Here is a 12944-nt window from a genome sequence, read left to right as displayed (position 1 = left end):
CGCTATGAAACAGTTTCCCGGATTTTATTTTGATAAGAATAGAGCAATCGATTTGATTTGTATGGGACGCGTAGCAGTTGATCTCTACGCGGAGCAAATAGGATTGGATTTAAAGGATGTTGCAAGCTTTAAAAAATATTTGGGTGGTTGTGCAGGAAATATTGCCGTTGGAGCTGCCCGATTAGGATTAAAAAGCCAGATGTTTTCCTGTGTTGGCTCAGATGAGTTAGGTAAGTTTCTGAAAGAAGAACTGGAACGTGAGGGAGTTAATATTGAGTTATTATTGGAAACAGATAATCATTTAACTGGCCTTGTACTTTTGGGTATTAAGCCTCCCTCCAATTTCCCTCTGCTTTTTTATCGTAATGATTGCGCAGATATGCAGATTAAATCAGATCAAATTAGTTTTACTGATTTAAAAAATGCAAAGTCATTATTGATAACGGGAACAGGTTTATCCACAGAATCAATGAAAAATACTACCCTGGAAGTAGTTCATTTAGCCCGAAAAGCAGAAACGACAATAGTTTTTGATCTCGATTATAGACCTGTTCTTTGGCGGTTAACTGTGATTGGTAATGGGGAAAGTCGTTATTGCCAGAATGAATATGTAACTCAAGTGTATCAACAAATTTTGCCTTTATGCGATTTGATTGTTGGGACTGAAGAGGAAATATGTATTGCAGGCGGTTCGAATGATATTGAAGTTTCATTAATCAATATCAGGCAGCGAACCGATGCGCCAATAGTTGTTAAATTAGGAGAGAAGGGTGCTCGTGTTCATTTTGGAGCAGACAAAGGTCTATTACAGGCAAAATCTTTTCCTGTTGAAGTATTGAATGTTTTGGGAGCAGGTGATGGTTTTATGTCCGGGCTTTTAGCTGGTTTGCTGCAAGGAAAATCATGGGAGCAAGCAGTAACCTATGCTAATGCTTGTGGCGCCTTGGTCGTGACTCGTCATGGTTGCGCTCCTGCAATTCCATACAAGGAAGAATTGAACTATTTTATTCAAGAATATGATCATGAGCCTGAAATATGGAACAGCTCCCAGTTAACACAATTGCATGAGAAATTAAGTAAAAATCGAAAGACACAGTTGCTTATTAAAAATCCATGTGGATTTGCCGATGGTTTAAATTCGATTGTAACGATGCAAGACTCACCTACAGCAATGAGTTTTAGTTCCCTTAAATTAAATAAGGGGCAAAGCCACCAATTTAACTCGAGTTATGAATTTGCTGCCCTCTTAATGACAGGAAAAGTTGTTTTCCAGTATGGCTGTTATAGCCAGGAGGTTGAACGTACAGATTATTTTTCTCAATCACCCTATGTCTTGCACTGCTCAAAGAATGAAGTAAGTTCAGTAATCGCTCTGACTGATTGTGAAATTTTATTAATGGAAACGGAAAACGAAAATTTATTTTCTCCGATTTTATTTGATGCATCTAATATGCTTGAGTTAGACAATAGGGGAGAAGGAGTTCTTGAAAATACTTCATATCGACTTGTCAGAACGGTATTTGATAAACGAAACAGACCCGAATCTAATTTGGTAGTTGGGGAAATTATTACGTTTCAAGGGCGTTGGTCAAGTTATCCTTCACATTATCATCAACAACCTGAAATTTACCACTACAGGTTTTCAGAGCCTCAAGGCTATGCTTTTGGCGAAAATGGTAAAGAGGTGATGCGAATTGAACACTATGATACCTACCAGATTGCCAATAATCAGGAACATGCTCATTGTACAGCGCCCGGTTATGCACTTTATACACTGTGGTTTATCCGGCATTTAAATAATAACGCATATACCTTGCCTACCTTCACAAAAGACCATGAATGGACAAGGACAAGCAGGGCAAATTTAAGAACATGGCAACATAAACAGTAGTAATCCTTATCTGCAGTATGATTTTGAGAGTCAAATAAATGAAGATTAAATTAACTATGGCTCAGGCCCTATTAAGATTTTTAGCTAATCAGTATGTCGTTCTGGATAATAATGAATACCGTTTCATCAATGGTGTATTTGGAATATTTGGCCATGGTAATGTAACCGGATTAGGTGAGGCATTGGAATACGATGCTCAGGGTTTAATTTATTATCAGGGACATAATGAACAAGGAATGGCTCACGCAGCAACCGCCTATGCCAAACAAAAAAATCGGCTAGGGATAATGGCTTGTACTTCATCAATTGGTCCTGGCGCTACTAATATGATTACTGCAGCGGCGACAGCGACAACCAATAGAATTCCATTACTGTTGTTGCCAGGTGATGTATTCAGTTGCAGGCAACCAGATCCGGTTCTCCAACAATTGGAGGTGCCATATGACTACACCATATCTGTTAATGATTGCTTTAAACCAGTAAGTAAGTTTTGGGACAGGATAACCAGACCTGAACAGTTAATGACAGCGTGTATGCATGCTATGAGGGTATTAACCGATCCAGTTGAAACAGGTACTGTTACTTTATGTTTGCCTCAAGACGTTCAGTCTGAAGCTTATGAATATGAGGAATCTTTTTTTAAAAAGCGCTTATGGCGTATTGAGAGAGAGAGGATAAGTGATGCAATGTTGACAGAGGCCATAAGGCATATCAGAACGGCTAAGCAACCATTAATCATTGCAGGTGGTGGTGTACATTATTCACTGGCTACGGAGACTTTATCAGAGTTTGCATTAAAACATCGCATTCCTGTTGCTGAAACCCAAGCAGGAAAAAGTAGCCTGACAGCGAAACACCCCATGAACGTTGGTGGAATAGGTGTTACTGGATCTGAAATAGCGAATTCTCTGGCAGCTCAGGCTGATGTTATTTTGGTTATCGGGTCTCGATTACAGGATTTTACGACAGCTTCCAAATGGGCTTTTAAAAACCAGGACTGCCAAATCATTCATCTTAATGTATCACGTCTTGATGCCATGAAAATGAATGGAGTTATGTTAAAAGGAGATGCTAAAGCTGGTTTGGAGCAATTGGGGAAAGAGCTGGCAGATTATCAAACCTCTCTCTCTTATCAGCAGTTAATACGTCATTATCAAAATGAATGGGCTCAAGAGTTAGATAAATTGACTCAGTCTTATTCTACAGAGCAGGCTGGGTTACACCAAACTACTGTTTTGGGACTGCTCAATCAGTATGTTACTGAAGAGGATGTGATAATTAGTGCAGCGGGGAGTTTGCCAGGTGATTTGCATCGAATTTGGCAATCCAAAAAGGCAAAGGATTATCATTTGGAGTACGCTTATTCCTGTATGGGATATGAGGTTGCAGCGGGTCTAGGAGTACGTATTGCAAAAGAAAATCAGGAAGGAGAGGTCTATGTTTTAGTTGGAGATGGCAGTTTTGTCATGATGCATTCAGAGCTTTTAACTGCCATCCAGGAACGCAAGAAAATTACAATTCTCATTTTTGATAACCATGGATTTCAGTGCATTAGAAATTTACAGGAAGGGAATGGTAGTCTGGGTTTTGGTAATGAATTTCGTTATAGGGAGCCAACTACTAATGCTTTAAATGGCGATTATTTACCCATAGATTTTTGTAAGTACGCAGAGGGATTGGGGGCAGCTACTTATTTTGTTAAATCCTATGAGCAATTCCGGACTACTTTAGACTCAGCAAAAAAACAGGAAAATAGTACGGTTATTGTTCTTCCTGTATTACCAAAGACCATGAGTCAAGGATATAAGACTTGGTGGCGGGTTGGAGTTGCTGAGGTATCTCAATCGGAATCAGTGAGTAAAGCTTACCAAATGATGCGAGAGCAAATTGAAACAGTTAGACAATATTGAAGATGGAAGTGAAGATGAGTATTCAACTTGGTATCGCACCAATTAATTGGTGCAATGATGATGATCCGAATTTAGGTAAAGACATTAGTTTTGAGCAATGTATTAACGAAATGGCTATGGCAGGTTATTCTGGCACTGAGCTGGGGAATAAATACCCACGAGATGTAAGAACGTTAAAGGCTGCTTTGGAACAACGAGGTTTACAATTATCCAGTTCATGGTTTAGCACTTATTTTACTGAGGCCAATGCTTTTGAAAAAACCGTATCAAGATTTCTTGAACACTTAAGCTTTATGCGCGCATTAGGTGCATCGTATATTAATGTTTGTGAATGCGGTCATGCTATTCAAGGCACTGATTTACCGATATTAAGTGCTCATATCCCTCAATTTACTCAAGAGCAATGGAGTTTATTGATTCAAGGGCTACATACCTTAGGCCGAATTGCTTACGACTTCAATATGAAGATCGTTTATCATTACCATGCAGGGACTGGGGTGTTTTGGGAGAAAGACATTGATTTTTTAATGACCAATACCAGTCCAAAGTTGGTTTCTCTATTACTTGATACAGGACATGCTGCCTTTTCAGGAATAGATCCGGTTAATTTAATAGATAAGTACGGTGATCGTATTTTGTATGTTCATCTGAAAGACATTCGCCCTGAGGTCTTGAGACGAGTTGAAATGGAGAGACTCAGCTTTATGGATGCAGTAAGAAGAGGGGTATTTACTGTGCCTGGTGATGGAGCAATTGATTTCATACCTATATGGGCAGGGCTGCAAAAACATCGCTATAATGGATGGATGATAGTGGAGGCGGAGCAGGATCCGGAAAAAGCACATCCTTTGGAATACGCCAAAAAAGCATATGATTATTTGCATTCATTTATTCATTAAAGAAAGGCTGATGATTGAAGATTTAATAAAATTTACTTTATTAAAAATACCAGGGAAGCTTAAGAGTTATCTATTTATAGGCTGAGATCTGGTTAAGTTCACTATAATAAGGAGATTATCCATGTCAATGAAGGATAAATTGGTACAATCTGCCATAAGTGCTTTTTTAGTTCTCATTGCATCAAACACAGCAATAGCAGAGGATTTGAGTAAGGAGAAATGTTATGGTGTGGTTAAAAAAGGGATGAATGATTGTTCAACAGCAACTTCAGATTGTGCTGGGTCTTCAACCAAGGATAGCCAAAAGGATGCTTTTATTTTATTACCCAAAGGGATTTGCGAAAAACTTGTTGGTGGATCATTGGATATGGGTAAATAAAACATTAATTTAATTTGGGAGTTGAATATGAAACGGATTTACAGGCATTTTATTGCTCCAATATTGGCAGTCTTTGTATTGTCGTCTTATGTCTACGCAGAACCACAAACCTTGACCTTAGATAATCAGCATACTTATGTGTTATGGAAGATCAAGCATTTAGGCTTCTCAACTCAAGCTGGAAAATGGTATGCAAGCGGTCAACTTGTTCTTGATAAGGATAACCCGCAGCAGAGTAAAGTGAATGTTACTATCAAGGTCGATGATATCGTCACAGGTATACCCGAGTTGGATAAACATTTGAAAGGTAAATTATTTTTTGATACCAAGCAGTTTCCAACAGCAACTTTTGTTAGTAACAGAGTGGAAGTAATGGGAAAGAATAAAGCAAAAGTATATGGAATGCTTACTTTGCATGGCGTCACAAAACCCATCATATTGAACGTGATATTAAATAAAGCAGGAATTAATTTATTAAATGACAGAGAAACAGCTGGGTTTAGTGCTACCACTTCATTAAAGCGTTCTGATTATGGAATAAAAGCTTTAATACCAGAAGTAGGAGATGATGTTGAAATAGAAATAGAAGCAGAAGCCTATCTTGATAAGAAATATGGATAATCTATGCAATTAAAAAATACTTCAACCAGCTTTGGTCTGGTTGCGATTTTTTTCCATTGGATTATGGCCGCTTTAATTATTGGGCTATTGGGAGTGGGTTTATACATGGTCAGGATCCCTATTAGTCTTGAGAAATTAAAATTATATGGTTGGCATAAGGAGTACGGATTTCTGGTATTGTTTTTGGCTTTTTTCAGATTGATTTGGCGTTTGACTAATCAATTACCGGAATTAGCTATTCCCCTGTTAGAGAAAATTGCAGCTCGCAGCATGCACTGGGCTTTTTATTTTTTCATGTTTGCTATGCCCATCAGTGGATGGCTAATTACCTCGGCTGCAGGATTGCCTGCTTCTTTTTTTGGTTTATTTGTTTTACCTGACCTTGTTGCGCCCGATGAGAATAGAAGAATTTTGTTCCAATTGATTCATGAATGGTTGGGTTATGCATTAATTATGGCCATAATCCTGCATGCAGCGGCGGCATTAAAACATCATTTTATTAATAAGGATGATATATTACGGAGAATGTTATAGTGAATGTCTATATTAAATCTTCCCTTTGGGTATTGATATTTTTTGTGAATACATTGATTTACGCCAGTAAACTCCCTGAATGGGAAATCGTGCCAGCACAAAGTGAGATTACTTTTACTGGTACTCAAAATGGTGCCCCGGTTACAGGGCGATTTAAGAAATTTACTGGTCAAATTTTTGCTGATCCTTCAAACTACAAGACAGGGTCAATTGATATCACTATTGATATGAATTCGATTGCAGCACCTTTTGAGGACATCGTAACGACATTGGCCTCCCCTGACTGGTTCAACGTCAAGACATTTCCTAATGCAGAATTTAAAGCTTCGAAATTTAATCAATTGGATGATAAAACCTATGAAGCAGAAGGGATTCTAACTATAAGAGATAAATCAGCTCCGGTTACTCTGAAGTTTGTTGTGGAGCAAATTTCTAACGATCAGGCTTTAGTTGAAGGTAGCTCAACAATCAAACGCAGTACATTTGGGGTAGGACAAGGTGAATGGGCTAGTACTGATGAAATACAGGATGCAGTAATTGTTCGCTTTAAAATAAGCGCTACACGGAAAAAATAATTTAAAGGTTAACATGCAAGCAATAATATGTAGAGGAATGTTAAATAATTTTAATTATTTCAAATTTTAAGAAACTACATGGCATCATGCATTGGCCGGGTTTTTTCACAAAAATATAGAGTTTTGTCCATAGGATAAGTAAAATTAGTATTTTAATCGCTGATGCAAAACAGATACGTGTCATATAAGATAATAGCTGTTTTTTGACTTAGTAAAAGGAATTATTCGTGTATTTAAGTTTGCCTGTTCAGTCATTCTTGTTGTTTATCTTTTTCAGTTTTACACCTTTATTTGTTGTAGCGGCTGAAAAAACACAGCTCAATTTTTTTCTAAGACCCGATATGTATTTTGGATTTTCAGTTATTAGAGACACAGCCCATTACAATTTTAAAAGGAATGAAACCAGTCAAGAGCTTAATTTTACTGACTTTGATCATTTTGACTGGTATGGTTCGGGAGTTGGAGGAGAAATTTATTTAGGCTATGAAAAATTTTTCCGGACACATTATTATTTTAGTTTAGAAGGTTTTTTTAACCGTAGTTCCAATGAAGGAAAAATCTACTTTTTTGATTCCAATGAACTTTATTCAAGAATATTAAATGGTGCATTCAAACAAAAATGGCAGTCTGGTCTAGCTATACACCCTGGTATTTATTTGCCTTCTGTGGGAATCATCTATGGACGAGTAGGCTGGATTATCAGTGATGTCAACCTAAGCGGAAGCATTACTCAGAGTGGCCTTTTTGGCTCATTCAGTGGAAGATTTTCAAATACCAAAAAGAAGAATGGAGTTCAATTAGGTACAGGTCTCGAGTTGGAGTTAACTCAAAATTGGCGTTGCCGTGTAGAGTGGGATTGGAATCGGTTGCAAGATTTTACTTTTGATACACAGGGTAAGGACTCTAATAATCATAGGTATCAAACGACCAGAATCGCCAAGCATCCAATTTTAGAACAATTCAAATTGGGTTTGAATTGGCGTTTTTCATGATGCCATTCACGTCAATCTTAATAAATTTCTAAAAAATAAACTAAACTTCCATTATCTTCTAAATTAGATTGACTAAAGTATAGCTGTTAGCAATATACCGCGAAGCAAAAGTTGTCTTTGAAAGTGACTTACTGGTTAATAATATTTCATCAGAAGGTGCAAAGGCTGCAGATGAAAATTAGAATAAAGAGTACGAGAGGACAATGTGTCTCCACAATAGACGAAGCGATACTGTCAGGCCTGGCAGGGGATGGTGGGTTATTTGTACCTGACAGGTTTCCCAATTTAACAATAAAAAAATTTTATGAATACGGTAATTTAATCGACTTTTCTGTTAATTTACTCTCGCCATTTTTTTCAGATAGTAAAATTGATGTAAATAATGCTTTTTTTCAAAAATTCCTCACCTTCTCCTTTCCGTTACATCATCTTTTTAAGAAAAGTTATGTACTGGAGTTGTTTCATGGCCCAACCCTGTCTTTTAAAGATTTAGGAACTCAATTTTTCAGTGAATGTTTATTGCATCTGATAGAAAACAAGAGCGCCAAAGTTCTGGTCGCAACATCTGGTGATACTGGCGCTGCGATTGCTCATGCTTTGGATGGGAAAAGAGATCTGGAAGGAATCATTTTATTTCCTAAAGATAAACTTACTTTCAGACAACAATCTCAAATTACTTGTTGGGGAGAGAATATTCGTGCATTGGCTGTTAATGGCAGTTTTGATCAATGTCAACAGCTGGTGAAGCTGGTATTTGCCAAAAGAGAACATAAAGGAATATTGACTACAGCCAATAGCATGAATATAGCCAGATTATTACCACAGATTATTTTCTATGCTTTTACCAGCATTCAATTGGCATTAAGACATAATCATTCTGTTAATTTTATAGTTCCAGGCGGAAACCTGGGGAATGTTACGGCTTGTTATTGGGCAAAAATGCTGGGTTTTCCGGTTGAGCAAATTTTAATAGCTAATAATATTAATAGTGCACTGGGCGAATTTTTGTTAACTGGAGCTTATCAAGCCAAATCGGTTACTAAAACATTGGCAACAGCGATGGATGTAGGTGAGCCAAGCAATTTGGACCGCTTATTCGTTTTATTTAATAATTATTCTGAATGTAAAAAACAGATGAATGCAGAATCTGTTAGTGATGAGCAAATTAAGCAAGCTATCCTACATTGTTACAATAAATATCATTATATAATTTGCCCTCATACCGCCACAGCTTATCATCGTCTAAGTACAATCAATCAGGACAAACCCTGGGTTATTGTGGCACCAGGGCACCCGGCCAAATTTGAAGAGGTATTAGAACCACTATTGAAAAAAGAAATTCCTGTCCCGGAACAGCTGAAGGTCCTTTTAGGCAGAAAACAACATTATTCAATCATAGAGCCAAACTATCATGCTTTGTATCATTTCTTAGTTGAATGAAGGCCATTACAGAGGCAAATTGTTGTGATGGCATATAACATAATAGCATTGGTTAATTATCACCAGCGTCTTTGATTGGCTCAAACTCATAAGCTAAGTCAGCATAATGATAGAATATTGAGCGATCACGCATCCTTTATTTATTTTTACTTCACAGATTAAGACAATTTTTTAAGTTTATAATATTCAGCTTAAGGTTAAATTAATATTAACTGTATATAATATGAACAATTTTATGTAAACAGGATTGGACTCATGGCTAAAATTTATAATGCACCAAAACCTAAATATAGTGGTTGGGAATGGTTTAAATTTATTGCAATTCGAACGGTTTTTCCCCCTGTTTTATTATGGGATTTAATAAAAATTGGGGCCAATAAACTGCTTGGTGAATGGGTTAGTGGTTTAGTGCTGCCAGCACAAAATGAAAATTTTGATGATTTAGCTATTAGTGATGATACTGTAAGTAATTATAATGAAGACGATCTGATTTGTGAGAAACATGATGTAATTACTCATGATGGAGCGCATTTAGATACATTTGAAGTAAGGCATAGGTCACAAGAAAGTATTGATCCCAAATACCAAAAATATATTATCAATTTGGTAGGGAATGGTATGTGTTATGAACATATCATTGACGATATAAAAGAAGATTCGAAGGCTCTTAAGGCCAATGTTATTGGTTTTAATCTTCGTGGTGTTGGTCAAAGTACAGGCAAAGCCAAATCAAGTGAGGATTTGGTTGCAGATGGTATTGCACAAGTGCAAAGACTATTAGATCAAGGTGTTTCGCCACAAAATATTACCCTGAAAGGTCATTCTCTTGGTGCAGGCGTGGCTTCCTTGGTAGCGCAACATTTTCATCAACTTGGACAGCCAATTAATCTATTTAATAGCCGTTCTTTCTCTACTATTACTAATTTCTTAGTAGGGCATATGCGTTTAGAGCGTGATGAAATTGGTCGAGCAATAGGTCATAAAGACAGCACAGTAGGGACAATACTTGGATGGTTGGCTAAGCCCTTCATTAAATTCGGTGTTGCTTTAGCTAAATGGGAAATTAATGCAGGCAGTGCATTCAAGAGTGTTCCTGAAGCATATAAAGATTACATAGTGGTTAGGTCAAGAAAAGAGATAAGGGGCGAACGTATCGATGATGCTGTGATTCCACATTATGCATCTATCCATAAAGAACTGGCTTCTGAGCGGCATAAGAAAAAGGCGGAGATTGATGAAGAAATTGCAAATCTGGATGATATCATTCGAAAAGCTGATCCTCTTGCGAAACCAGGGTTGGCTAATGCAAGAGACGCTTTAGTCCAAGCTAGGGAAAAAATCAAAAGTGACAGAAAAATGGAGACTGATGTACAATATGCTAATGGTCATAATTCAGACTGGAATGCATTGCATAATCGATCAGGTAAGAGCGCGCAGACTTTCTTTAGAGAGTTTGTTCAAAGAACAGAAGCGGATCATGCCGTAAAAAGTATACCAGAAATAAATTAGAACCTTTTTATGATCCTCGTTGAACAGACGGGGATTTTTTTATTTCTGAAGAATTTCAGCTACGATTCTAAATCAATGACACCAGACTGTACTTATTCCACTCAAAATTTGTTTGCTGATTGCCGGAAAAATCATATATAACAAATTTATTCTATACTTTTTAAGGCACTATAAATCTCTGATTTTTCAGCATAATAAGGATGATTGTCATGAAGGGGGTATGCCTGGGTCTAATTATTTGTCTTGTTGTATTTCATGATGGATGGGCTGGGAAGCGTTTGCCAGAGCTTGATGATCTTTATCGTATACAAGATATCAGCGAGCCAGATCTGTCACCAGATGGAAAATGGGTTGCCTATACCGTATCCCAATTAAATGCCAAAGATAACATTTCCACGACTGAGGTATGGAAAGTATCAGTGGATAGTAAATCCAGTCAACGAATTACCTTTGCAGAAGATTCATCAAGCTCGCTACCCAAATGGAGTCCTAATGGTAAATGGTTAGCTTATTTATCCGATGGCGGAAAAGAGGGTACGACACAAATTTGGATAGCATCTGTCCAGGATAATAAAGAACATCAATTAACTCATATTGATGGCGAAGTGAGCGATTTTACATGGTCTCCAGATTCTAACAGGATTGCATTTATAGCTCAGAAGAGTGTTCCATCTAATGAGGAAGAACAACCCATAGTTGTAGATAGATATCAATTTAAGGTTGATGGTGTCGGTTATCTTGGTAAGGGAAGAGATCATTTATATTTGGTTGAACTTAAGAGTAAGGCTATTACTCAACTGACCGATGGAAATCATGATGAATATTTACCGGCTTGGTCACCTGATGGAAAATACATCGCGTTTGTCACAAAGCGTGGAAAAGATCCGGATAGGCATTTTAATTATGATATTTATTTGATCGAACCCAAGTCTGGGGCAAAAGAGCGCCAACTCACTCATTTCTCCGGTAGTGATATGAATCCTGATTACGATTCAAATCTTTCATGGAGCCCAGATAGTTCAAAAATAGCTTATCTTCGCAGTAATGAACATCAATGGACCTATTATTCGCCCAATCAATTGGCAATTATTGATATCAATACTAAAGATGAGAAAATCATTGCACCTCGGGATAATTGGTATTACAAGCCAAAATGGTCTCAAGATGGCAAATTTATTTATGCATTAATAGAAGAAAGCAGAAACACCTATTTGAATCGCATAGACACTCATTCCGGCCAGATAAAAAAATTGACAGGCGGCTTACGCTATGACATGGATTATTCACTTGCCAAAGGGAAAATTATTTTGTTAACAACAGATGATACACATCCCTCTGAATTATTTATTTTGAATTCCGGATTAATTCCTTTAACACAACATAATAAAAAGCTATTGGATGAAGTTAAATTTCAACCCGCAGAAGACATACAGTGCAATAGCTTTGATGGAACAAGAGTTGATGGATTATTAATGAAGCCAGCTGAATACCAGTCGGGTATTTTATTTCCTGGTTTTGTCTATCTGCATGGAGGACCAGTCTATCAATTTAGCCATGAATTTAACTTTGATATGCAGTGGCTGGTAGCTAATAATTATGTCGTTATTGCTCCTAATCCAAGAGGGAGTTCCGGAAGGGGATTTCATTATGCCAAAGCAATTTTTGCAGATTGGGGTAATTTGGATGTAAAAGACGTCTTGGCTTCTGTTGATTATGTCATAGGTAAGGGAATGGTCGATCCAAATCGTCTGGGAATAGGCGGATGGAGCTACGGAGGAATGCTAACCAATTATGTCATAGCTACAGATAGCCGTTTCAAGGCGGCTATATCAGGTGCTGGAGCAGCGAATATTTTAGCTGGTTATGGTGTCGATCAATACACCCCGGAATACGAGCTGGAATTGGGAAAGCCTTGGACCAATCCTAAATTGTATTTAAAATTAAGCTACCCTTTTCTTAAAGCGAATAATATAAAAACACCTACATTATTTTTGTGCAGTGGCTTGGATGTTAATGTCCCTTGTGTTGGGTCAGAACAATTATACCAATCCTTGAAATCGCTAGATGTGCCAACACAGTTAGTTATTTACCCCAATGAATATCATACTTTGGAGAAACCAAGCTTTGTCATCGACAGATTAAAAAGATATACCAACTGGCTAGATGCTTATGTTAAATAGCAATCCTGCCTAGT

11 protein-coding genes are annotated in these 12944 nt (G+C 37.4%); all 11 read left to right on the top strand.

Annotated features, from left to right (window positions below):
* The first annotated feature begins 4 nt into the window (after nt 1-4).
* The 11 genes from iolC to LPG_RS08220 all read left to right on the top strand — a co-directional run bounded on the left by iolC (nt 5) and on the right by LPG_RS08220 (nt 12930).
* Nucleotides 5-1891 (top strand): 5-dehydro-2-deoxygluconokinase, encoded by a 1887-nt coding sequence (iolC, locus tag LPG_RS08270; protein WP_010947378.1) that lies wholly within the window; start codon nt 5-7, stop codon nt 1889-1891.
* 38 nt (nt 1892-1929) lie between these two features.
* Nucleotides 1930-3801, top strand: a complete 1872-nt coding sequence (gene iolD, locus LPG_RS08265) for a 3D-(3,5/4)-trihydroxycyclohexane-1,2-dione acylhydrolase (decyclizing) (RefSeq protein WP_010947377.1) — start codon at nt 1930-1932, stop codon at nt 3799-3801.
* A 2-nt stretch (nt 3802-3803) separates the two neighbouring features.
* The gene (gene iolE, locus LPG_RS08260) at nt 3804-4700 is read left to right on the top strand and encodes a myo-inosose-2 dehydratase (protein WP_016356924.1); all 897 of its coding nucleotides are present in this window, start codon (nt 3804-3806) and stop codon (nt 4698-4700) included.
* A gap of 121 nt (nt 4701-4821) precedes the next feature.
* Nucleotides 4822-5079, top strand: a complete 258-nt coding sequence (locus LPG_RS08255) for a BufA1 family periplasmic bufferin-type metallophore (RefSeq protein WP_010947375.1) — start codon at nt 4822-4824, stop codon at nt 5077-5079.
* Between the two features lie 27 nt (nt 5080-5106).
* Entirely contained in the window at nt 5107-5700 is a 594-nt protein-coding gene (locus LPG_RS08250) for a YceI family protein (protein WP_015444444.1), read from the top strand.
* Nucleotides 5701-5703: 3 nt separating this feature from the next.
* Nucleotides 5704-6234: a cytochrome b gene (locus LPG_RS08245; protein WP_010947373.1), complete on the top strand. Its 531-nt coding sequence runs from the start codon at nt 5704-5706 to the stop codon at nt 6232-6234.
* Complete coding sequence (locus LPG_RS08240; RefSeq protein ID WP_010947372.1) at nt 6234-6809, top strand: YceI family protein; 576 nt, start codon at nt 6234-6236, stop codon at nt 6807-6809. The genes LPG_RS08245 and LPG_RS08240 overlap by 1 nt, the downstream gene beginning before the upstream one ends.
* Nucleotides 6810-7036: 227 nt before the next feature.
* Nucleotides 7037-7801: an outer membrane protein gene (locus LPG_RS08235; RefSeq protein WP_010947371.1), complete on the top strand. Its 765-nt coding sequence runs from the start codon at nt 7037-7039 to the stop codon at nt 7799-7801.
* Nucleotides 7802-7972: 171 nt separating this feature from the next.
* Nucleotides 7973-9241, top strand: a complete 1269-nt coding sequence (gene thrC / locus LPG_RS08230; protein ID WP_010947370.1) for a threonine synthase — start codon at nt 7973-7975, stop codon at nt 9239-9241.
* 255 nt (nt 9242-9496) lie between these two features.
* Entirely contained in the window at nt 9497-10750 is a 1254-nt protein-coding gene (gene sidB / locus LPG_RS08225; RefSeq protein WP_010947369.1) for a Dot/Icm T4SS effector SidB, read from the top strand.
* A 209-nt stretch (nt 10751-10959) separates the two neighbouring features.
* Nucleotides 10960-12930, top strand: a complete 1971-nt coding sequence (locus LPG_RS08220) for a S9 family peptidase (protein ID WP_015444445.1) — start codon at nt 10960-10962, stop codon at nt 12928-12930.
* Nucleotides 12931-12944 lie beyond the last annotated feature (14 nt).

Origin of the sequence: Legionella pneumophila subsp. pneumophila str. Philadelphia 1 (assembly GCF_000008485.1) — a bacterium.
Taxonomy (GTDB): domain Bacteria; phylum Pseudomonadota; class Gammaproteobacteria; order Legionellales; family Legionellaceae; genus Legionella; species Legionella pneumophila.
The sequence above is the reverse complement of the archived record's forward strand: the minus strand, read 5'-3'. Positions and strand labels throughout refer to the sequence as shown.